Raw genomic sequence first — 22,106 nt, forward strand, 5'->3', positions numbered from 1 at the left:
GCCCGGCAACGCCGGAACAGCTGCAAACGCATTTACGAAAAGCTTTTATGATATGCGCGACATAGGCGCTTGTCAAGCAATTCGATCAGGGTGGCGGGCCCATCATCACCGACCGCGAATCTCTTCCAGCAAGGCTCTTGCCCTTGGATGCTCCTCCTCCTTCAACCCCTCTTCGAGATACCGTTCGGCAGCATTCAAGTCCCCCTTCTCGAGCTGAATCCGCGCCAGATTGAAATAGGCGTTGGCGTGTGTCGGCGCGGCGCGCACACTTCTCAAGAACGCATTCTCGGCCCTGTCCAGCAAACCGTCCCGCATGTAAGCAATCCCCAGATTGTTCCATGCCCTGGCATGCAGAGGATCCAGCTTCACCGCCTCCTCAAAGGCAGCCAACTCACCCTCCTCCTTACCGGCCACGCCAAGCGCCAGGCCGAGGCTGTACCAGGCCCCGGCATCATCCGGCGACCGATCCAAGTGGGCCCGGATCAGCTCCGCCTGCCCCTCGGCGCACTCCTGCCTCAGGATGCCCTCCGGAAGCACCGTGTAGTCGCTGATGGCCTCTTTGCCGCAATAGGCATCCAGGATGCGGGCATAGCGGGCCCGATCGGACGCGTTCAACCCCTCGGGATCCACAAGACCAAAAAGAGGGCTCCCCACCGAGGCGGCAAATTCGACAAGATCGAGCATGTGCCTGCTCTCCTCACCTTCTTCCAATACCGCGCGGGTACGGCTCGTAATGGAACCCCGCGTGGCAATCCGCTCTTCGATGGTCGTATCGACCACATGCAGCACCCTCGGAGCGGCAAATTCGAGCAGCGGCCGGTCGTCGGTGTGAATGACCCCGGGGCCGAAAAGCGCCTGAAGGTCCTCCGCCACAACCAGGTTGAAAAGGACCCTTGCATCGGGAAGCGTCATATTCCGGGATCGGGCGGCATACTCCAGATTCCGCTCGGCTGCATCGTAATCCAGGAGGGGGCCGTCTTTTCCCCCGACCAGCAAATAATCACCGCCCCCGGTCAGCGCTGTGAAGAGGACACCCTCCGGAAAGACCGACGCAAAGGTGCGTCCGACCATCGCAAAGGTTTCCCAGTCCATCTCATAGGAGTGGATCCACTGCACGAAAATCCCACCGTCGTTCAAGCTTTCCCGAACGATCAAGAAGAACTCGCGCGTGTAAAGGTTTGCGAGGCCGGCCATCCACGGGTTCGAGGGCTCGGAAATGATGACGTCGTAGCGCTCATCACTCAAAGCGAGGTGGTTCCGCCCATCCTGCGAGATCACGTTGCACCGCCGGTCTTCAAGACACCCGTTGTTCCACGGCTCGAAAAACCGCGCGGCCTGGATCACCGCAGGATTGATCTCCAGCGCATCCACCCTTTCAACTGGATAGTGCAGCACCTCCCCGGCCGTCATGCCGCTCGCCAAACCGAGCACCATCACCGTCTTCGCGCCGGAGTGAAACATCAGCGGTACATGGCCCAGCAAAGTCTGCGTCGATCGGTCTCCATGCGAAGAGGCGTCCGGTTTGCCGCTGTTCAAAAGCGTAAACCGCTCGATCCCGAGGCTGTCCACCAAGCGCTCGACCGTCGTGAAACCAGCCGGCCCGTCCGCGAAAAAAACAACTTCCCGCCCCTCTTCATGTCTCGAAAGCAGCCATCCGCCGTGCAGAAGCGCATCCACCCAACCGGTCCGGACAAGATCGGCGGCAACCGTCCCGAAGTTATGGTACCTCCCGTAAGAAAGAAGCCGCGTTTCCCATGCCGGAAAATGCATCAACACCAAAGCACTCATCACGATTCCGACAAAACCGGCCGCAAACGTACCCCTTTTTCCGGAACGTACCGCCCATCCAAGCCACACGACGATGGCCACGCCAAGCTGCAATCCACTGACCGCACGAATACCCGCAGCCTTCCCGAGGAAAGGCAGCAGCACGAACCCTGCGCAGAGCGACCCGCAGATCGCCCCGACCGTGTTGAAGGCGTAGGCCTTGCCGACACTCCCCGCAACCGTTTCCAGCGATCTGGCGGTCAACCGATTCACCAGTGGAAAGGCCGCCCCCCAGAATATCGTGGGGCCAAGCATCAGGGCAAAGAGGATCGCGGACTGGGCCCACACCATCCCTCCGAAATCCTCCCGGAAGGTATAGATCAACTTTGCAAAGAAAAATTGGCTGCCGCCTACCACTTGGCTCACCAGCGCAGCAGACAGCGCAGCCCCTGCCTGTGTTCCCAGTAGCCAGCCACCGGCACAGGCAGCGCGGTCCGCCACCCAGCCAAAGACAACCGCACCAACCGCAAGCCCGACGATGAACGTACCGACCACCAAGGCGAATGAATAGGGTGTCGGCCCCAACAGCAAACCCAGAAGCCGCGTCCAGAAGACCTCGTAGGCCATGGCGCAAAACCCGGACACTGCGAAAACCCAAAGCGGCCAGACAGGGTGATGCCCCGCATCGGCGGCAGCAGCAACTTCGCGAGCCGCAGCCCGCCCGGGACCCCGCGCTCTTTCCGGGCTCACCCCGATTCCTCTTCGACCGATTACGAAACAGGCCAGCGCAACCAATCCGTTCAGTCCCGCAGCGACACAGATCGAGCCCCACACGCCGACAGCCTCAACGAGGAAAAAGCCGGTCAGGAAGGCGCCTAGGGCAGCCCCAAGGGTATTGACCCCATAGAGCGATCCCGCCCGCCTTCCCAGATGATCCAGCGCCTCGATATAGAACCGGCATAGGATCGGCAGGGTCGCCCCCATCAGCGTGGTCGGCACCAAAAGGACCAGCACGCACCCGAGGAAGGCCGTTCCCGTATAAAGCCACAAGGAATCGAATAAACTCCGGTATGCGAGTGCATACAGAGGCCTCAGCATAACGAGAAGCACGGGAATCAACAGACCGTACAGACCGATCGACCCCTCCAGTCTTCCGTAAAGCAGCAGAAGACGACGCCGGTCCGGGTCACGGTCGATCAGCCGGCCGGCCCAGTAGCTTCCCAGGGCCAATCCGCCCATGAACACGGTCAAAACCGTCGCTACCGCGAACGGGGCGCTTCCCATGACCTTGTCGAGGAGCCGCACCCAGACAACCTGGTAGATCAGTCCGGCCAGGCCGGAAAAGAAAAAGCAGGCAAGCGTGAGAATCGAGATCTTCATCATAAAAAAACCTCGAAGGGCCGAAGCCCTTCGAGGTTGAAAACCTTCTTAGACGTTTACCACTGAATGACCAGCATATGCCGCATACCATAAGGATCGTTGCTCAAATCCACGCCGCCCACAGTGTATCTGTCTTCGAAATAATCGCCGGCCTTCAGATAGGCCAAGTCGACCACGTATTTGAGGTTGTCCATGAGCTTCCATTCGAAGTTCAGGTCAAACTCCATACCGAGCTGGTCGTCCACACCGCTAAGCTCCATCTTCGAGGCCTGTAGATAACCAACGACGCCCGTCAACTTCATCGTCTCGCTCATTTTATATGAAGCCTTCAGGTAAAGGGATTCATACCCACTCCTACCCACGCTCCCATTCTCAACGCCCGTGGTATCCCACAGGAGGCCAACATCTTCACTGAAGAACAGGAAGTAGGGCTGGAACTCGGGGCCCACTGACCAAATGGAGTCGCTTTCGGTACCGGTGGCGCGGTCCTCGCCCTGCAGATAGAAGACGCCAAGCCCCATGGTGAAGGGACCCATCGCGTAGTTGCCTTCCAACCATCCCGAAAACATCGCGCCTTCGACGTTACCTACGTCCCAGTCACGAACACGATAATTAATCTCGGAATCTAACATGAACGGACCGGATGTGAAGGTAATCTGGTTGCAGGAAAGATAATCCCACCCTTCGAAAGCCTGGAATTGAATACCATAGAGGAGAGGCTTGAAGACCAGACTCTTGCTAAGCGGAATCACGGCACCCAAAAAGTATGCGTTGGTGTCATCGTAGCTCTTGCTCCAGACGTCGTTCGTAAGCGGCCAAGCAGGGTTCGGAATCGGATCGACGGTGAGAGCCCGGTAACCTTTATAGTCGGCGCCAACGAACCCGCCGTCGCCTTCGTTCAGCTTCTCGAGACCGGCTGCGAACACGATATTCGTGGTAGGAATCTTGCCGACCCACTTGACGCGGTCACGGTTACTGTCCCAGTCCTGGAACCAGGTACCCCAGGCGCCACCGGACTGACGCCCGACGTAGAGATGCCCGCTCAGCAGGGGAAAAGACAGGTAAAGCCGCTCCCACCAGAAATTGTTGTTTCGCGCACGATAGTTCACCCTGTCATCCGACCTGACGACATCATCACCGGCCCCTGTTGCAGAAAGGCTTGAACTACCGTCCCAGAACCTTTCCATCACGGTCACGCGGCCATGGATCCGCACTTTGTCGTTGATGTGCAGAATAGGATCGATCACCATCTTCTGCTTGTAATAGGCATTGGTCGAATCGGCCTCGAAGGTCGGGTCATTGACGATGTTTTCTTTGACCATGATCCCCTTGACATCCATATAGCCGGTCGTCGTCAGCTTGACTTCGGCCATGGCAGGGATCGCCAGGACAAACGCAATGGCCAAGGCCATTACGCCCAAAAGCACCTTTTTCATCACTCTTTCCTCCTAAGGAATGGTTGAATTCTTACTTCATCCTCACCCAAAAAATGAAGCATTCAAAGGCTGTACTCAGCACCACCTCCTTTCCGGAATCGCCCCGTCTCCAGCTAAGGGCCTGATATTTCGCGGCAAAACTCTAGACACAATAGTTGCGAATTTTTAACATCTTGACAACTGATTGTCAAGCATAAATTAGCCTTTGCACAGGAACTACCTCGACACGGTCCCGTCCCCCTCAGCAGAAACCTGCAACTCATAGCTCACCACCATGCTTCTGCCTTGGGTCACCAGGGAGACCTTCCGGTCTTCCAGCAGGCCGACCACCAGGTCGGGGCGGCTGTCGTTGTTGAGGTCCTTGACCTGGTAATCCGACACGGCGCCGCTCAGTTTCCGCGATTCCCAGATGGGCTCGAGCGCGAGTCCATTCCACAGAAGCGCCACGATCCGCCCGTCCTTGAAGGCCTGAAGACGTTCGGTGTAGCCCCCGGTCATGGACTTGTTCCGGTTGATGACCACCTCGTTCCGGCCATCGCCATCGAGGTCCTCGATCAGGATCCGGGCGGGAATGTAAAGATAGGTGGTTTTCATGCTCGTTGCCGTGGTCTCCCGCGTCGCGTCGGGCTCCGGGTTGGTCACGATATAGTTCAGGCTGCCGCCGTAGGCGTCGCTGGATTTATACAGGACAGCGCCTGAAAGATCCCGCAGATGCAGCTGATAGTCGCGGTCGATCATCACAATCTCCGCCGCCTGGTCTCCGTCCAGATCTCCAACGGCAAAATTGTAGATAAAAATACCCTCTTGATCGACGAGAGGAGCATCCTCTCCCGTTTCGTAACTCCCGCCCTTCCAGGCCAAGGCGAAGATGCCCGGCTGAAAATAATCCCGGATGAGGGCGCTGTAACCTCCGGCCGCTCCGGAAGATTTTCTCTGCCCCAGGAGGATCTTGCCTCGGCCCGGCCATGACATGACCCTGAACAGCCAGGGGGAATTTTCCACAATCGGCTTCAAACCGCCCGGACCCAGCTCGAGCACGACGGAGGTCACGTTCAGCCCGCTCACCCTGCTGGCGAATATCTCCGCACGGCCGTTGCCGTTGATGTCTGCGATATCCACTGCGATGAAGCGGCTCTTGTCCGCGGAGGTGTGCACACCGAGACGGCGCATGGCGCCGTTCTCCCAGCGATAGGCCACCACATCGATCCCCTCGAGGAGGACGAATTCATTCCGGCCGTCGCCGTCGATATCCCCCACATCCAGACCGCGCAGTTCTGTACTGAGGATCTTGCTCTTCCAGAAGGATTGCTGCATGACATCCACCTGCTGCAATTGCTGGAAGTTGGGATTCAACGGCGAGACACCCGGGCCAGGCCCCCCTGCCGCTGGTGCATAAGCGGTCTGGACCTCGGGCGCGCGCCCGAAGATCTGCCCGTTCACCTTCTGGGCGAAGCGGTCGATCTCGGGGATGACGGTCTCCATGCCCTGCGTCTGGACGTATACCGTAACAGGCGGCCCCTGTTTGGTCAGGCTCGCCATGGTGGCATCCATGCTGACACTCTCCCCGAATACGGTGAGGCTGCCGAAAAGGACATAATCCGCCCCCAGCTTCCGCCCCACGCCCTCGGCCGCCTCGACATTCAGCGGCCCTTTCTCTTCGGCGACGGCCTCACGCACAACCCCTTTCTCGATGACCTCGACCCGGTCCTTCCAGTAAAGGCGCGAGGCGAGCATATCCTGAATGCCCTCACGGAGGAACCCAAGGTCTCGCTCGGCATTGATCGTAAACGGCAGGACAGCGATCTTCACGGGCCGCTCCGCGGCCGGGACCCCTGAGATTCCGGGCACCACGGCTAAAAGGGCCGCCGCAACGGCCACCAAAAGGAACTTCGACAAAACGCGCTTCATAGAACCAGCCTCTCCTGGAAAGCGTTTCAAACCAGTGTAACGAATAGCACTCAGCCGACCCGCGGGTCAACGGGAAAAACCCGGGAACAGGTGATCCTCAGTCAATCCTCCCTCCGTCCGGCGATGAAATCCTCGGTCATCTGCCAGGCCTCCTCGTCGGTGTATTGCCTCGCCGGATGCTTCATAAAATAGGCCGACGGAGAATACAGGATGCCGCCCTTCCCCCTTTCCAACGCCAGCTTGCAGCAGCGGATGGCATCGATGACCACCCCGCCTGAATTGGGCGAATCCTCGACTGAAAGCCGCAGTTCAAGATGCATCGGCACATCGCCGAAAAGCTTCCCTTCCATCCGGATGAAGCAGACCTTGTTGTCCTTCTGCCAGGCCACCCAGTCGCTCGGCCCGATGTGAATATTCTCGTCCTCCAGGCGCTTCGCCCCCAGTTGAGACTGCACCGCCTCGGTCTTGGATTCCCGCTTGGAGGCCAAGCGGCTCCGGTCGAGCATATTGAGGAAATCCGTGTTGCCGCCCGTATTCAGCTGATAGGTGCGCTCGAGCTTCACCCCCCGATTGGCGAAGAGATGGGTCAACACACGGTGAACGATAGTCGCCCCCAATTGAGACTTGATGTCATCCCCGATCACGGGTACGCCCCTGGCCGCAAAACGCTCCCCCCAGACCGGGTCGCTGGCAATGAACACCGGCATGTTGTTGATGAACCCTATCCCAGCCTCAAGGGCGCATTCGGCGTAAAACCGCGCCGCCTGCTCCGAACCGACCGGCATGTAATTCAGCAGCATGTGGACCCCGGACGCCTTGAGAACCGAGACGACCTCCTCCTTGTCCGGCTCCTTTTCCTTCGCAAGCACGAAACGGAACCGCTCGTCATAGCGGCTCAGATGGGCGGCGCAGCCGTCCAGCACGCGCCCCATCCGGACCGTGACGCCTGTGGGCGCGATATTCGCTTCGATCGTGCGCGTACAATTGGGCAGTTCGAAGATAGCGGATGAAACGTCCCGGCCGACCTTTCTCGCATCGATATCGAAGGCCGCCGCCACTTCGATATCTCCGGGCCGGTAAACACCGATCTTCCAGTGCATGAAGCCGATGGCTTCGTGCTCCTCCTTCCTCCGATAATATTCGATCCCCTGGATCAAAGAGCTTGCACAATTCCCCAAACCGGCGATGGCAATCCTGATCCTGTCCATGACAGCTCAATCCTCCCCCGTTTCCATCCCATCATCACATCGCACGTACGCACGCTATACAGACGCCATGCCATCCGGCGGCAGATGCACGGTGTCTTCTCCACCTGAAGGGTGCACTGGCCTGATGACACCTTTGCAGCCCACCCCGCGGGGCGTTATGGGAAATTCAGTACTGCAACGGCCTGAGCCGGCCGTTCGATCGGCCTCGAAGGGGAGGGGCATCCGGCCGGTTTCAACCGGACCACCCGGAAACTTCAGGCTGCCCATTTCGGCCGCTTCTAACCGGCGCCTTCGCCAGTCTCCTCTTTGGTGAGCCGATCGAGGTTCTCTCTGGCAAATCCTATTCCCGGATCGATCTCCAATGCAAGCCGATAATAGTGGATAGCCCGCTCCCGATCTCCCAGATCGCGGTAGTTGGAGGCGATGTTCGCGTAATCGATGGCCGAGGACGGATCCAACTCGATGGATCTTTCGAAGCACGCAATGGCCTTGTCGTGCTCCCGCAGTTTAAAATGGCAAAATCCCATCAGGTTGAAGGCGTCCGTCCTTTCGGAATCATACCCCACCGCCCGCCGTGCGGCGGCGATCGCCTCCCGGTAACGCCCCAACTCCCTCAGGCAAACCGCCGCATAGACAAGGATGGTCGGGATATCCTCTTCCTTCGGATCAAGGGCTAATGCACGCTCAAACGCCTCGAGCGCCTCGCTATGCAGCCCGGATTCGAGATAGGCCATCCCTCTGTAAAAACTGACGTAATACCTGCCGGGAAGCACCTCCTCCATTCGGCCAAGTTCCCCCAGGACCCGGAGCGGGTCGCCCCTTTCGCCCATGATCTTGGCGGTAAACATCCCCACACTGGTCCCTGCAGCGCGCTCCCTGAAGTGGGCACCGGGTATGATTGTATAGAAAGCGGGCACACCCAGGCGGGGGTGGGTGACGTCGATCACCAGCACCTCCATGCCCTGCGCCGCCAGAGCACCCACGCAGTTTTCGACCTCCACACGGATATTGACGTCGGAAAGATCGGGTAGTTCGTCCAGCGCAACCGTTTTTTCCGTCTTCCGGATGAAGGCCGCCTCTTCGAGCACCTTGAACTTCGGCAATCCGCTCGCGAGGTAGTTCGAACCGGTGTTGAAATCGCCGCCGAGCTGTGCCACCTCCGTCAGGGCCCGGCTGAGGGCCTTTTCCGGGTCGGGGGTGGTCCCCGCCGTCCAGACGATTTCGCTCCGGAGGGGGAAGGTCTTCGGGTCATATGCCAGAACCCCGACCGTTGGGATGCCGGTATCCAGGGAAAAATCGGATGCGACCAGTTCGATCCCCGCGGCGCGGTACTTCCCGAGCATCTCCCGCACGAGTGGATCCCGGGCTGAATCGAGATCGATCGCCGGCACGTTGAGGCGCCCCCTGCTGACGAGGCTCGAAACGTGCCGCTCGACCACCTCGCACAGGCCCTGGAGCAGCGCCTCTTCGACGCAGTTCCCCGCCGAGGGGCCGTTGAACTCATTGATCGCGAAAAACCAATCGAAGGGGATCAGAACCGCCTCTTTTCGCGTCAGATTGTACCCCCATGTCCATTTGAGGGGAAGACGCGCAAAGATCTCGAGGGCCTTGTCGACATCCTTCGAGGTGTCGTGCACGGAGCGGGCGATCATCCCGAGAGGGACAGCCCGTTCCTTCAGGTTTTCCCAGCAATCCACCAGGAAATGGGAATCGTCCCGCCAGAAACTGAAGAAGCTGAAGCGCTCGGCCAGCTCCATCACCGCGCTCGCCTCGGCTTGCTGCGGTGTCCCGCCCTTGCCCATCTGTTTGCGCGTGCCCGTCACCGCCTCGGCATCCCGCCCGCAGACGCTGAAATATACGGGGATCCCGATGCGGCCGTTATCGATCCGAACCGTCTCAGCCAGGATATCCAGATCCAGCGAAGCAAGCTTCCGTCTGAACCGCGCCACGGTCTCTTCGGGCGTCAGGACCTTGTCCTGGTCCAGCGTGAAGTGCTTGTAGGCATCCCTCAAGGTGACGGTGTAGGTCATTGGCCTCCTTCAAGTTGCATAGGTGGAAATGGGATTGTCAGCCGATCGCAGACTCGCGCGGTCGCCAGCAGAGCCGCGAGGTCAACAGCGCCGGACCTCGTAGATCGAAGGCGAGTCTCAGACAGGCCCCGCGTCGATGGCAGGGTGGAACCCGGGGGGCCGGCAGGGTGAGGCGAGTCCGTTTCCGAGTCGGAAGCAGTATAATGCCGGAAAACGACCTTGTCCACCTTCGGACGCAATCCGCTTCAATCAAGCGCCCGGTTCACCTTCCCCGGCAGATACCCCTCGAGATCGATCGAGATGTGGCTGAAGCCGAGCGACCGAAACTGCTCCACCAGGCCGGCGCGCAAGCCAGGATCCAGAAACCGGGGCAGATCCTCCACAGACGCCTCGATCCGGGCGACTCCCCGGCTGCTTCTGACCCGGATCCCGGAAAATCCCCGTTTGCAGAGATAGGCTTCCGACGCCTCAACCCGCCTCAACATCCGTTCCGTGAGAGGCTCCCCGTAAGGGATCCGGGTGGCCAAACAAGACATGGCGGGCCTCCGACAGTTGGGGAGGCCCATCCGGGCGGCCAGCGCCCTGATTTCAGCCTTCCCGAGACCCGCCGTCATCAACGGCGAGAGGATGCCCTCTTCCGCCGCGGCACGAAAACCGGGGCGATAGTCTTCGAGGTCGTCCCGGTTCGCCCCATGGGCGATATGGGTAAGGCCGGCCTGTTCGGCGATCTCCCGGATACAGCGGAAAAGAAGTCGCTTGCAGTGATAGCACCGGTCCCGGTCATTGGCCCTGAAGGCTGCCAGATCCATTTCCCGGGGGTCGAAGATCCGGTGTGCAACCGCCAGACGGCCAGCCATCTCCGCCGCATAAGCCGTTTCATCGGCAGAATGAATCGCGGACGCCGCCGTTGCCGCGAGCACCCGCTCAGGCCCGAGGGCCGCCTTGCCGGCGGCCAGGAGCAGCGTACTGTCGACCCCCCCCGAAAAGGCAACCACCAGGGAACCCAAATCCTTCAGGGTATCCACAAGAACCGAGAATTTTTCCTCGGTCCTGGCCCTATCGAGGTCCGGACGCTGCTTTTTCATCCTGCTCTTCCAAGAGGTCTCCCACCTCCATGGCAAACCCGGCGTACTGCCATTCCGGGACGAAAAAGACCCTCCCCTCCAGTCTCGCAGCTTCGGAGGCAGCCCTCGTGGAGGGATCTTCCGGCGGCGGGTCTTCGGGGGGACCCGCCTCGCTCCCAGACTCGGCCTCTCCGCTTTCCGAGCCATCCGGGTCCTCTAGGGTGACCGATACCTGCAACGGACAGCCCTTCTCACCCCGGCAGGCGGCGCCTGCGTCAATCCGGTAAACCATCCCGTTGAAAAGCCGGTACTCGATTCTGACGGGGAATGAAACGCCGTAGACCTCTGCCCCCTCACTTCCCGGAGCACCTTCGAGATCGAGCATCTGCAGAGAAGAAACTGCATCGCCCAGACGCCGTATCTTCTCGGGGCTCCCGGACAAATCAGCCTTTGGACCCTCCAGGGTGAAAGAGACCCCCGGTTCGCTGCGTTTCAAACGGTAGCGGACCCGCCCGTCTTCGACGCCGCGGCAAACGATCTCGCCGATGTCGACGGATCGGATTTGAAGGAGGCGCTTATCCAGCCAGTCAGCCGGCGCTCCGCTGAAGGCCAGTGATTTGTCCACACGGTAAACGGTCGATTTTCGACTCAACCGCACGTACCGGCCGCTGCCTGAAGCGGGCTCCCGATCGGACGGGTTATTCATTCCCAAGGTGATTTCCGCCAGTTTTTCTCCCTGTTCATCCATCAGCACAAGCAGCGTCGCCGCCTCCGCTGCAGGCGCTATCGCATCATCCGGATCCTTCAAACCCAAACGCCCAAGACTTTCCTGATCGGGTTCGAAGACCCGCCCGATCGATGCATCGCGAAGATCCTTGACCAGGGCGGCGATACGGCTGAAATCCGCGGGATAACCCCCGCGCTCCAACACCACCCACCGGCCGTCCTGCTCCGCCAGGCCAACGGTGCCTTCCGGACCACGAATCGTAACGGCCGCGACGTCCTGCCAAGACAGATCCGCGAGGAGCGGGCGGCCCAGGAGGCCCTCCGCTGGAGGAGGCGGCTGCTTCAGCCGCAGGACAAGTGCCGTCGCCCCTGCCAGCACAGCCAACACCAGCACCAGAGTCATCGCCTGTTTCACCTTCATTTTTCCCTCATCCTTCTTCGCCGATGATACGCATACCCCAAACCGAAAAGAGCGACCAGCGCCGGCATCAGGAAGATATTCACCCCCTTCAGCACCACCCCGAGCCTTTCGATATCCGCCCGCAGATTCTTGCGCACACGCTTCAGTTCCTGGTTGATCCGCCGCTTCTCCTCTCTGAAACGCGCGATCTCCGCCTCCTGCTCAGGACTCAGAACGAGCTTCTGGCTTTCTTCCTTCTGCTGTTGGAGTTCCTGGAGCCTACGGTTAGTCGCCTCGACACGCTCCTGCAGTTCGTTTTCCTTGTCGAGCCACCTGCCCTCCGCCGCCCGCTCGAGTGCGATCACCCTGTCGAACGGCCGCTCAAAGGTGCCGCGGCTCCGAATGCCGATCAGGTCATCCCCCCCCGTCAGGACTTCGCAGGCATTGGCCAGGAAGTTGAGATTGTCATTGAACGTCTGAGCGACGTTGAACCCAAAAACGCTGCCGCGCTGGACGCTGAAGCGGTCGGCCAGGAAATCGACATCGCCTGCCACCACGACGGCGGCCTTCTCCCGTGCGTGATCGAGGTGCTCGGATGCATCTTCCTGAGGAGCGGCCCTTTCACCGCCTTCTTCCTCCGCCGGTGGTCCACCGGGAAAGGCGGTCTCGAAAAGACCGGCGATCCGCACCGCAAGATGGTATGGCCCGCCCGGGGTAAAGCCCCTGCGCAGTCCGGCCGGATCCTCCCTGAGACGCGTCGTCGCCACCAGTGATGCCTCTTTCCCGGACGAAAGGAGCGGTTCGAAATCCGCCTTGGCATCGGGCTTGCGTGCAATCGCCCCGGACACAGGCAGCAGCATCTTTTCGAGGCGCGAGGTCAGCACGTCCGCGCCGTTGAAGCCGTCCTCCCCGAGGGAGAGGATGATCGGACTGTTTTCGGCTTGACCGGCCGCGCCCCGGACAGCGGTGGCATTCTCGAAATCCACCACCATTCGGCTGCTTTCCATGGTGATGCCCCAGACGTCGAAAAGGCGTGGGAGAGAAGACGACGGCACCGCCCCGGGCATCATCGGCTGGCCGGTGTCGGACACACAGAAAGGATCGGCGAAGACCATCATGTTTCCGCCACGCAGCACATACTGGTCCAGGGCATATTCCAACCGGGAGGGCAACTCCTTCGGATGCACGAGCAGAACGAGATCCACGTCCGGATCGATCCTCCGCGCCGAAAGCGGGATCTCGCGGACTTCGTAACTCTTCCCGAGCTCCTCCACAAAAAACCAGGGCTGTGAATTCTGCTGCGGGAGCCCCATCATGGACTGACTCGCGTCTCCTCCGAAGACCGGAAGGGGGCTGACCACTCCCACAACGCCACCGGCGCCGGCCGCCACCCGCTGAATGCAGCGTGTCACGTCGTATTCGAGAAGCTCCTCCCGCCCCGGGTCGAGAAATTCGATGATCTCCTCACGATCCTGGCACAGGAAGACCAAACCGCAATAGAAAGGCTCTCCTCCGCCGGTGGGTAGCGACTTCAGCCCGTAGCGCAAGGCCCAGTCCTCCGCGTCGGAGTCCGGCTCCGGATCCACCCTCTGAATCGAAATCTTCCCATCGGCGGCGCGCCCGTACTCCGACAGGAAATCGCTCACCCGACGCGCGTAAAGCTTCATTTGTCCGACGAGGTCGGCGCTTTCCCGGCTGTAATAGAATTGAACCGTCACCGGTTGGTCGAGCCCCGCCAGGATATTGCGGGTCCCCTCCGACAGGGAATAAAGCCTTTCCTCCGTCGCGTCGATGCGCACGGGGAAAAACGACAGCAACACATTGAACAGGATCACGATGAGGAAAAGAGCCGCAAGCCCTAAGGCCGAAGTAACCGTCCTCCTGAAATCGTAACCTTTTTCCATAGAAACCATCTCCTGTTTCACCAGGCGCAAACCGGTCTTTCCCGCTCACTTCCAACAGGGCCGTCCGGGGTCAATCCCGACCCGTTTCCACGGCCAGGTGCCTGCACCTCAAAAAGCCCGGCGATTGCGGAGGATCACCCCCGTTGCAGCCAGCATGAAAAAGATGACCGAGACAAAATAGAGGATATCCCTCAGATCCAACACCCCCCGCTGCATGGCCAGGAAATGGGGCATGACGCTGAAGCCCGAAACCGTATCGACCAACCAGGCAGGCGCCCAGCCCGCCAGCATGTCCGTGACCGGAGGCCAACCGGCCAGGACCAGAAACAGGCAGATCACCAGCGAAACGATGAAGCTGATGACCTGGTTGCGGGTCAGTGAAGAGGTCATGCCGCCGATGCCGATATAGGCCCCCGCCAGCAAAAGACTGGCCGCATAGCCGCACACTATGGTGCCGAGATCGGGATCCCCGAGATAGGCGACCGTCAGCACCAGGGGGAAGGTCAGGAACAGCGCGATGGCTATGAAGAGCCAGGCCGCCAGGAATTTACCGAGCACGATCTGAAGAATACTCACCGGCAAAGTCATCAGCAACTCGATCGTCCCCGTCCGCCATTCCTCCGCCCAGAGTCGCATCGCCACGGCCGGCACCAGAAAGAGAAAGATCCAGGGGTGCCAGACGAAGAAAAGCGCCAGATCGGCCTGCCCCATCTCGTAAAACCGGCCCACAGAAAAGGTGAAAAACCCGCTCATCAGCAGAAAGATCACAATGAATACATAAGCCACCGGGGCGCCGAAATACCCGCCGAGTTCCCGCCTGGCGACCGTCCATGTGTTCCGCAATGTCCCGCTCATGCGCGCTCCTCCAACGTTCCGGAAGTCGTAATCATCCGAAAGACCTCGTCCAGACGTCCTTCTTCGACCATGATCGAGCCCACACGGAGGCCCTGCTCCCGGCACAGGGCCAGGACCTTCTCGACGGCCCCGTCTCCCGGTTCGTCAGGCATGATCCTGATCGCCGTCCACACACCCTCGGGCGGCAGGCGATCGACCGCACGCACCCACTCCTCGCACTGCAGAATCTCGGACGGGTCCCTCACGCCGTCCCCCTGAAGGGTGATCCGGATGCTTCCGTGCCGGGGTGAACGCGATCGCAAGACCCCCGGCGTATCATCGGCGGCGATCCGTCCCCGGTCGATAATCACGGCGCGGGTGCAGACCGCATCCACCTCCTCCAGAATATGCGTCGACAGGATGACCACCTTTTCCCGGGCCATCTCCCGGATCATCTGCCGGACCTCGTGCTTCTGGTTGGGGTCGAGCCCGTCGGTGGGCTCGTCCATGATCAGGTAGTCCGGATCGTGGAGGATGCTCTGCGCCAGGCACACCCGCTGCTTGTAGCCCTTTGAAAGGGTATGCACCGGCTGCCGCCTGACCTCGCCGAGATAGCACCTTTCCATGACGCCGTCCACCCGGCCGGCCGCCGCCCGCCCCCGGAATCCCCTGATCTCCGCTATGAATTTCAGGAAGCCGTCCACCGTCATCTCAGGATAGACCGGCGCGTTCTCCGGCAGATAACCGAATTTGCGCCGCGCATCGAGGGGATCCTCCAGAATATCCGCCCCGGCGATCCGCACGCGCCCGGCAGTCGGGGGAAGAAAACCGGTGATCATGCGCATGGTCGTGGACTTTCCGGCGCCGTTCGGGCCCAGAAAACCCAGGACCTCTCCCCGCTCCACCTGGAAAGACACCCCGTCCACAGCCCGTTTCTGTCCAAACCATTTCGTCAATGCCATGACTTCAATCATCGTAACAACCCCTTGTGAAGGGCCTTTCCCTTCCACCCTTCCTTTCCCCCTGCACGCGCCCCTCGTCGAAACATCCCGGCCGGGCGGGCGATGGCCTCGCGCCGCCCCGGATCAACCCCGGTCGGACTCTTCCGCGCGTGCAGCCAGAACATCCTGGAGGGTCTTTACGAACCGCCCGAAGGCCCCATTTCGCTTCGTGCCGTTGTCCGCTCCCCCCAGAAGCGCGCGGCGCAGCCCCGCCGAAAGCTCCAATTGCAGGCCCTTCCCGGAACGCCCCCGGTTGCAGAGGTTCATCGGGTTGACACCGGGAAAACGCGCCGACTCGCTGACCGTGAAGGAGGCCGCCGTGAGGGCCTCCCACGCGTCTTCTTTGAGCGTTTCATCACGGCCGCCGAGATACACGCAGCACTCCGAACCACGGCACCCATGGATGGAGACAACCGCCTCGGCTGCACGGGCAAGCTCCACAGCGCAGGGCTCGTCAAATAGGTGGCTCGGGATGCGAAGGGCCGCATTGCCGGCTGTCCCCAACCCCCTGAAACAGTAAAATCCATGCAGGTCCCCCGCAATCGCCTCCGCCAGCGTGCCGGTCCCCGGTTCGATCCCGCCTCCGTGCAACGCCATGACCAGGACCCCGGTCGATCCAGCGGGTTTGAATTGAATATCGTAGTCCTTGCCCAGGGCCTGCTCCAACCGCAGCGCCTGAAAACTCGCATATCCCACCATCGGGCCAACACTCCTTATACACGCTTTTCGGCGGACACCCGGCGCAGTCGATCAAAGGCTTCGCCCGCCACCTCCCCTACACGCCAGGGTCGCAGCGTATCATCCAGAAACAGGACCACCTCACGGGTATCGGCCCGAAGGACCTCCAGCAGGGGCAATGCAGCCCGGGCCTTCAGCCGCCCGAGCGCCCTCGCCGCCAGCGCGCACTCTTCGGCATCCTCGCTCCGGCAAAAACCGAGGAGGGGCTCGGAGGCCTTCTCCATCAAATCCGCCCGCTTCTCCGCCGCGCGGCCCACGCCCCAGAGAGCCCCTCGGCGCAGAGGCCCGTACTCCAGGAAGTTGCCGTCCTCCCGGATATACGAGATCAGCACCTGGTGGAATTCCTCGGCCAAGCCCGCATGGACGGCGAGGATCTCTCCCATGCCCTCCGGGCAACCCCACCCTATACCGCCCGATTCATCGTTCAGCTGCCACATCATCCGCCGCAGGACGGTTCGCCCCGCCTCCATGGACTCCTCTGCAAGCCGCTCCACGACAATCCCGAATCCCTGAACCGCACGCCACTTTACGAGCGGTTCGGGATGAAGAAGCAGAGAAAAAAGGGGATTCACGGCTTTACGCGGAGAAAGGGAGGCAAGGAACGTTCGGCATGCCTCTGTATCCATCTCACTGAATACGCGGGCCATTTCGGTCTTGATCTGTCTGGAGCGGGCGGGGTGGTTTGGCATGGGTTCGGGATTCACATCGAGACCAGCCTGGTCGATCCTGATCGATTTGTTGGGTTACGGGGCACCCAACACCTCTTCGACACCCTGGAGGAACTCATCCAAGGCAAAGGGTTTCGTGAATACCTTCCTGGCGCCCAAGGCCTCGGCCATGTGAAGATACGTATCGGGGCCGAATTGACCTCCTCCGGATATGGCGATGATCTTCACCTCGGGAAACTCCCGGCGCAAATCGCAAATCGTTTCGATACCTTCCTTCCCCGGCATGAGGACATCCGTGATCACCAGGTCGACCGGATGGCTGCGATACCGCGCAATTCCCACGCTCCCGTCATTGGCATCGTCCACGTCGTAGCCTTTCATTTCCAGAAACTGACTCAACATGGATCGGATCTGGTCGTCGTCGTCAATGATCAGGATACTCGGCATAAGTTCTATGCTTCCCGGAGATCTTACCTGTTGACTCCTGTACTTCGACCGGTTCAGGATAGCGACCTCGCCCGGGCGGGTCAAGCAGAATTGCGGATGGAGACCGCTTCGAAGCATCCTGGGAACCGCTGAAACAATTTAGAGAGTTTCCATCCGGAAATGGTCTTTTTTGCCAATCTCGGCGTCAATCTGCACATTTGCTTGTGCGGCGACCTATAGGTCGCCTCCGCGCAAGCGCTTGATTTCCTTGATATTGGCAAAAAATCCTCATTTCCGGATTGGAAACTGCGTTGTACCGGGAAATCATTTCCGGATGGAGACTGGAGAAGCGCGCCAAAGGATCCTTGACAACCGGTTCGACCGGGGAGTAGGGTCACCTTGTCCGCCTCACCGTTCATGTTCCACTTCGGAGGCAATCCTGATGGGCCATCTTCTGATCTTTTCAAGAAACCGCTCCACTGTAGTCGAAAAAGTCTCTGCCGAATGCATGAGATCGTCGTGCGTCATGCGCGACACCCTGACCGACGCCCGCATTGAAGTCACCGTCGAACTGCCCGACCTCGAAATCACACAGGTGCACCACCAAATCCGCCGCTCGAAGCACCCGATCGGGCCTGAAGCGGAAGCGATGCTGCAGCACGCCCTCGGCGTCCGCATAGGGCCGGGGATGCTGAAGATCATCCAGGGACTTGGCGGAAATCAGCAGACCTATCGGGAGCTCTTCTTCATGCTCGAAGAATGTTGCCAGGCGATCATCCTCTCTTTTACAAAGGAAGTCCTCGTACAATCACCCCGGCCCACTGAGGCCGACGCCTCCAGGGCCTTTTACAACGAGATGGTGAGGGAAAACATCCGACTGTACAACCGCTGTGCAGCCTTCGCTCAAGGAAGCCCTCTGGTCGAAGGCATCGACATCCAGGGCAACGGCGCTGAAAGCGCCTGAGCCAGAAGATTCTGTCTGCAGGCGGGCCATGACTCCCTTCACCTTGCCACGGGATATCGAACATGCCTGAGGTTACCTTCATTCGCAACAAGATCGTGACGGTCGAAGCCCTGGACGAAAAGACCTTGCTCGCCCGCGGACTGCTGGCAGACGACATCTACGGTCTCGAAATCAAGGTCTATATCGAGACTGCCGGCATGACGATCCATTCCCTCCAAGGGCAATGGAACCGATGGACGACGCCGGAATGCCATCGGGCGATTGCTGAACTCCAGCAGGCCGTGGGAGCTTGCATCCTCGACAGCGATTTCAGCCAGAAGATCAAAAAATCCGTGGGACGTCTTTCCTGCCGTCACTTCGCCAATCTGCTCCTCGAGTGCTGCGACACCGCACGGGAGGCGGCGGAACTGCCGCTCAAGGCACCCGAAACAGCTACCGTTTCGGAGCCTGCGGAGGCCCCCGCCGCGTCTGCTCCAGCACTGGAACAGACGCGGCCCCTGAAGGCCGATAACGCCCCCGCACCGTCACTAAAACCAGGCGGGTGCATCATCGATCTGCACCTGCACAGCTATCCGGCATCGCCTTGCAGTTCGGTCTCCGTCGATGATCTGATCCGGGAAGCCAAACGGGTCGGCCTCGACGGCATCTGTCTGACCGATCACCATCACCGGTGGGATCGGGAGACCCTGGCGCGCCTCTCCGACGCCCACGATTTTCTCGTCCTCGGCGGCAATGAGGTCACCACCGACCAGGGAGACATTTTGGTCTTCGGTGGGGAGAAGGATTTCCCCGGCATCGTCACCATTCAGGAACTGAGGGAGCAGGCGGGTCCGGAGGCCTTTATGATTGCGGCCCACCCGTTCCGCGGGTTTCTGACCTTCGGAGTCGGCCGGTTGGGCCTGACCCCCGAAAAGGCTATGCAGCGGCTGCTATTTCGATACGTTGACGCCGTCGAGGTCCTGAACGGCAAGGTGACGGAAAAGGAAAACGCCTTTTCGCGCGAGGTCGCCGACGCCCTGCACCTGCCCGCGACCGGCGGCAGTGACGCCCATGAGGTTTCCGAGGTGGGGCTTTATGCCACGCATTTCGAAGAAAGGATCCACGACGAGGCGGAACTTCTAGCCGCGCTTCGAAGCGGCCGCTTTCACCCCGTCGTTTTTCGTGTCAACCACTCACCTGCATAAGGAGTGACATCCATGAAACCGCAACGAGACTGGGAAAAACCGATCCGTCGTCTCGAACTGCTCCTGCGCCTCAAATCCTTCCCCGTAGGGATGAAACTGCTCGAGAAGAAAGAGGAACTGGACACGATTCCGTTTCTGCGCCGTATGGACCACAAAGTGACCTTCTGCCAGATGACCAATCTCGTGCGGAATTTCGACTGGACGGTCGGCGCTACCCGGGAGGATTTCATCTACGTCTCCTGCCCGTCCATTCTGGGGTTCACCGACATCCCGCCACTTTACAAGGACGGGACATTCCGGAGCATCGTCTGGGTCAGGACCCGGGAGGACGGAAAACGTTACGAGGCGGCGGTTCCACGCATTCCCCTGGGAAAATTCGAGGCCGTCGCCCTCGCACCCCAGGTCTACAACCCCTTCGAACCCGACATGATCCTCATCTACGCCAATCCCGCACAGATGATGCTTCTCATCAATGCCCTGCAGTTCGACGACTACGAGGTCATGACCTTTCACTGTATCGGCGAGTCCTCCTGTGCCGATGCCATCGGGCGCTGTTACCTGACCGGCAAACCGTCCCTGACCATCCCCTGTTACGGGGAACGGCGCTATGGCCACGCCCAGGACGACGAACTGGTTATGGCGCTGCCGCCCGCCAGCCTCGAAAAGGCCCACCGAAACCTCGAGACACTCTACCGAAAGGGCATCCGCTACCCCATCAGCTATGCCGGCGCCGAACTCGACGTCACCAGCGGCTTCCCGGGTGCCTACGGCAGCCTGGACCAGATCCTGGAGATCCGCGGCGACGACAATCGCCTTCTTCTCGGCGTCACCGGCGGGATCGGGAGTGGAAAAAGCACGGTGGCCACCATGCTGGAGGAGCTCGGGGCGCCGATCATCGACTTCGATGTCCTGGCCCGTGAAGTGGTCGAACCGGGAAAACCCGCCTATGACGAGATCGTCAATTTCTTCGGACGTCAGGTCCTGCAAGCTGACGGGCAGTTGGATCGCAAAGCCCTGTCCAAAATCGTCTTTAGGGATTTCGAAAAACGCAAACGCCTGGAATCCTTTACCCATCCCCGGATCTTCGAGGCCTACCACCTGGAGGTCGAGCGGCTGGCCCGCGAACACCCCGGGGCGGTCATCCAGGTGGACATCCCGCTTCTGATAGAGCTCAATCTGCAGCACCGGTTCCACAAGCTGCTGGTGGTTTACGTGCCGGAGGCCGTCCAGGTCGAGCGGCTGGCTGCACGGGACGGCATCAGCCTCGAGGAGGCCGCCAACATCCTGAAATCACAACTCCCCATCGATGAAAAGGTCGCCTATGCCGACTATGTCATCCGCAACGACACATCGATCGAAGAGACGCGCAGACAAGTGGAAGACCTCTGGAAAACCCTGCAGACACTCCAGGCAGAAAGACTCGCCTCGAGAGGCGGGTGTTGAGGGAGGGCGACGTTATGACCATGCACTATCCCATCCGGAGCGTCGACCGCATCGAGGTCCTGACGCTCGCCGACAACTATGTCGATCTTCTGCTCCAGAGCGACGCACGGGTGCAAAGACCGCCGCTCGCCAAGAGCGGCTTGATCCCCTCCGACACGCTCCTGGCCGAGCACGGACTCTCGCTCATGATCACGCTCGAAGCGAACCGATCGAGGCGCACCGTTCTCATGGATGCTGGATACAGCAGCGTGGCTGTGCCCCACAACCTGGAGATCCTCGGCACCACTCTGGGGGCGGTGGAGGCGGTGGTCCTGAGCCACGGCCACATGGATCACACGGGCGCCCTTTACCCGCTTCTGGACACCCTGCCGAACAAGGTCCCGCTGGTGATTCACCCCGACGCCTTCCTCGAACCGCGTTACCTGCAGCTCCCGGACGGCAGGCGCTTGCTTTTCCCGCAAAAGATCGACCGAACCGAACTGCAGCAGCATCCGGTCATTCTCCGTGAGACAAAAGAGCCCTCCCTGCTCTGCGGCGATCACCTGCTTGTCACCGGCGAGGTGGAACGCATCACCTCCTTCGAGCGGGGCCTTCCGGGGGCAATGGTCGAAAGAAACGGCGCCCTCGAGCCCGATCCGATCCTGGATGACCAGGCCCTGGTGATGCACCTCGAGGACCGCGGTCTGGTGGTCATCTCCGGCTGCAGCCATGCAGGGATCATCAATACGATTCTTTACGCACGCAGCTTGACGGGCGTGGAAACAATCCATGCCGTCCTGGGCGGATTCCATTTGACCGGACCCTACTTCGAGCAGGTGATCCCCCCGACGATCGATGCCCTGCAGTCCATGAACTGCGCACTCCTCGCCCCCATGCACTGCACCGGCTGGAAGGCCATCGGGGCCTTCGAGAAGGCCTTCCCCGAGGCCTTTGTCCTGAACAGCGTCGGGTCTCGCATCACGATCGAATAAGCCCCTCCCTGGTGAGCCCTGCCATTGCCTCCCTCAAGCAGCGTACTATGGAAG

17 protein-coding genes are annotated in these 22,106 nt (G+C 60.4%); 4 read left to right on the plus strand and 13 right to left on the minus strand.

Annotated elements, in window-relative coordinates; genetic code table 11:
* Nucleotides 1–105 precede the first annotated feature (105 nt).
* The 13 genes from ACZ500_RS17805 to ACZ500_RS17865 all read right to left on the minus strand — a co-directional run bounded on the left by ACZ500_RS17805 (nt 106) and on the right by ACZ500_RS17865 (nt 17,511).
* Nucleotides 106–3,150, minus strand: coding sequence for a fused MFS/spermidine synthase (locus tag ACZ500_RS17805; RefSeq protein WP_464228759.1), 3,045 nt, complete (start codon nt 3,148–3,150; stop codon nt 106–108).
* 53 nt (nt 3,151–3,203) lie between these two features.
* Complete coding sequence (locus ACZ500_RS17810; protein WP_464228760.1) at nt 3,204–4,583, minus strand: hypothetical protein; 1,380 nt, start codon at nt 4,581–4,583, stop codon at nt 3,204–3,206.
* A 216-nt stretch (nt 4,584–4,799) separates the two neighbouring features.
* Nucleotides 4,800–6,491 (minus strand): FG-GAP-like repeat-containing protein, encoded by a 1,692-nt coding sequence (locus ACZ500_RS17815; RefSeq protein ID WP_464228761.1) that lies wholly within the window; start codon nt 6,489–6,491, stop codon nt 4,800–4,802.
* A gap of 101 nt (nt 6,492–6,592) precedes the next feature.
* Nucleotides 6,593–7,699 (minus strand): inositol-3-phosphate synthase, encoded by a 1,107-nt coding sequence (locus tag ACZ500_RS17820; protein ID WP_464228762.1) that lies wholly within the window; start codon nt 7,697–7,699, stop codon nt 6,593–6,595.
* A 278-nt stretch (nt 7,700–7,977) separates the two neighbouring features.
* On the minus strand, nt 7,978–9,729 hold the full coding sequence (locus tag ACZ500_RS17825) for a YcaO-like family protein (RefSeq protein WP_464228763.1): 1,752 nt from the start codon (nt 9,727–9,729) through the stop codon (nt 7,978–7,980).
* Between the two features lie 245 nt (nt 9,730–9,974).
* Nucleotides 9,975–10,814 carry an ATP-dependent sacrificial sulfur transferase LarE gene (larE, locus tag ACZ500_RS17830; RefSeq protein WP_464228764.1) on the minus strand — a complete coding sequence of 280 codons (840 nt, stop codon included), beginning with the start codon at nt 10,812–10,814 and terminating at the stop codon, nt 9,975–9,977.
* Nucleotides 10,786–11,940 carry a DUF4340 domain-containing protein gene (locus tag ACZ500_RS17835; protein ID WP_464228766.1) on the minus strand — a complete coding sequence of 385 codons (1,155 nt, stop codon included), beginning with the start codon at nt 11,938–11,940 and terminating at the stop codon, nt 10,786–10,788. The genes larE and ACZ500_RS17835 overlap by 29 nt, the downstream gene beginning before the upstream one ends.
* Entirely contained in the window at nt 11,937–13,823 is a 1,887-nt protein-coding gene (locus tag ACZ500_RS17840) for a Gldg family protein (protein WP_464228767.1), read from the minus strand. The genes ACZ500_RS17835 and ACZ500_RS17840 overlap by 4 nt, the downstream gene beginning before the upstream one ends.
* A gap of 108 nt (nt 13,824–13,931) precedes the next feature.
* Nucleotides 13,932–14,678, minus strand: a complete 747-nt coding sequence (locus ACZ500_RS17845; protein ID WP_464228768.1) for an ABC transporter permease — start codon at nt 14,676–14,678, stop codon at nt 13,932–13,934.
* Nucleotides 14,675–15,631, minus strand: coding sequence for an ABC transporter ATP-binding protein (locus ACZ500_RS17850; protein WP_464228769.1), 957 nt, complete (start codon nt 15,629–15,631; stop codon nt 14,675–14,677). Before ACZ500_RS17850 ends, ACZ500_RS17845 begins: the two co-directional genes overlap by 4 nt.
* 111 nt (nt 15,632–15,742) lie before the next feature.
* A complete protein-coding gene (locus ACZ500_RS17855; protein WP_464228770.1) occupies nt 15,743–16,357 on the minus strand; it encodes a poly-gamma-glutamate hydrolase family protein in 615 nt (204 codons plus the stop codon).
* 14 nt (nt 16,358–16,371) lie between these two features.
* On the minus strand, nt 16,372–17,085 hold the full coding sequence (locus ACZ500_RS17860; RefSeq protein ID WP_464228771.1) for a DVU0298 family protein: 714 nt from the start codon (nt 17,083–17,085) through the stop codon (nt 16,372–16,374).
* A 54-nt stretch (nt 17,086–17,139) separates the two neighbouring features.
* On the minus strand, nt 17,140–17,511 hold the full coding sequence (locus tag ACZ500_RS17865) for a response regulator (RefSeq protein WP_464228772.1): 372 nt from the start codon (nt 17,509–17,511) through the stop codon (nt 17,140–17,142).
* A 487-nt stretch (nt 17,512–17,998) separates the two neighbouring features.
* Here ACZ500_RS17865 and ACZ500_RS17870 point away from each other — a divergent pair, with 487 nt between their 5' ends.
* The 4 genes from ACZ500_RS17870 to ACZ500_RS17885 all read left to right on the plus strand — a co-directional run bounded on the left by ACZ500_RS17870 (nt 17,999) and on the right by ACZ500_RS17885 (nt 22,052).
* Entirely contained in the window at nt 17,999–18,454 is a 456-nt protein-coding gene (locus ACZ500_RS17870; protein WP_464228773.1) for a hypothetical protein, read from the plus strand.
* Between the two features lie 62 nt (nt 18,455–18,516).
* On the plus strand, nt 18,517–19,638 hold the full coding sequence (locus ACZ500_RS17875; RefSeq protein ID WP_464228774.1) for a PHP-associated domain-containing protein: 1,122 nt from the start codon (nt 18,517–18,519) through the stop codon (nt 19,636–19,638).
* A gap of 12 nt (nt 19,639–19,650) precedes the next feature.
* Nucleotides 19,651–21,081: a dephospho-CoA kinase gene (gene coaE, locus ACZ500_RS17880; protein ID WP_464228775.1), complete on the plus strand. Its 1,431-nt coding sequence runs from the start codon at nt 19,651–19,653 to the stop codon at nt 21,079–21,081.
* A 14-nt stretch (nt 21,082–21,095) separates the two neighbouring features.
* Nucleotides 21,096–22,052 (plus strand): MBL fold metallo-hydrolase, encoded by a 957-nt coding sequence (locus tag ACZ500_RS17885; protein ID WP_464228776.1) that lies wholly within the window; start codon nt 21,096–21,098, stop codon nt 22,050–22,052.
* Nucleotides 22,053–22,106: the final 54 nt, after the last annotated feature.

The organism is Desulfatiglans parachlorophenolica (assembly GCF_055394735.1).

Coding starts and splice junctions, on each gene's coding strand:
- ACZ500_RS17850 (WP_464228769.1), bottom strand. CDS start 15,631: ATGATTGAAGTCATGGCATTGACGAAATGGTTTGGACAGAAACGGGCT.
- ACZ500_RS17875 (WP_464228774.1), top strand. CDS start 18,517: ATGCCTGAGGTTACCTTCATTCGCAACAAGATCGTGACGGTCGAAGCC.
- ACZ500_RS17840 (WP_464228767.1), bottom strand. CDS start 13,823: ATGGAAAAAGGTTACGATTTCAGGAGGACGGTTACTTCGGCCTTAGGG.
- ACZ500_RS17855 (WP_464228770.1), bottom strand. CDS start 16,357: ATGGTGGGATATGCGAGTTTTCAGGCGCTGCGGTTGGAGCAGGCCCTG.
- ACZ500_RS17805 (WP_464228759.1), bottom strand. CDS start 3,150: ATGATGAAGATCTCGATTCTCACGCTTGCCTGCTTTTTCTTTTCCGGC.
- ACZ500_RS17885 (WP_464228776.1), top strand. CDS start 21,096: ATGACCATGCACTATCCCATCCGGAGCGTCGACCGCATCGAGGTCCTG.
- ACZ500_RS17845 (WP_464228768.1), bottom strand. CDS start 14,678: ATGAGCGGGACATTGCGGAACACATGGACGGTCGCCAGGCGGGAACTC.
- ACZ500_RS17810 (WP_464228760.1), bottom strand. CDS start 4,583: ATGAAAAAGGTGCTTTTGGGCGTAATGGCCTTGGCCATTGCGTTTGTC.
- ACZ500_RS17835 (WP_464228766.1), bottom strand. CDS start 11,940: ATGAAGGTGAAACAGGCGATGACTCTGGTGCTGGTGTTGGCTGTGCTG.
- ACZ500_RS17820 (WP_464228762.1), bottom strand. CDS start 7,699: ATGGACAGGATCAGGATTGCCATCGCCGGTTTGGGGAATTGTGCAAGC.
- ACZ500_RS17860 (WP_464228771.1), bottom strand. CDS start 17,085: ATGCCAAACCACCCCGCCCGCTCCAGACAGATCAAGACCGAAATGGCC.
- ACZ500_RS17865 (WP_464228772.1), bottom strand. CDS start 17,511: ATGCCGAGTATCCTGATCATTGACGACGACGACCAGATCCGATCCATG.
- ACZ500_RS17870 (WP_464228773.1), top strand. CDS start 17,999: ATGAGATCGTCGTGCGTCATGCGCGACACCCTGACCGACGCCCGCATT.
- ACZ500_RS17825 (WP_464228763.1), bottom strand. CDS start 9,729: ATGACCTACACCGTCACCTTGAGGGATGCCTACAAGCACTTCACGCTG.
- larE (WP_464228764.1), bottom strand. CDS start 10,814: ATGAAAAAGCAGCGTCCGGACCTCGATAGGGCCAGGACCGAGGAAAAA.
- coaE (WP_464228775.1), top strand. CDS start 19,651: ATGAAACCGCAACGAGACTGGGAAAAACCGATCCGTCGTCTCGAACTG.
- ACZ500_RS17815 (WP_464228761.1), bottom strand. CDS start 6,491: ATGAAGCGCGTTTTGTCGAAGTTCCTTTTGGTGGCCGTTGCGGCGGCC.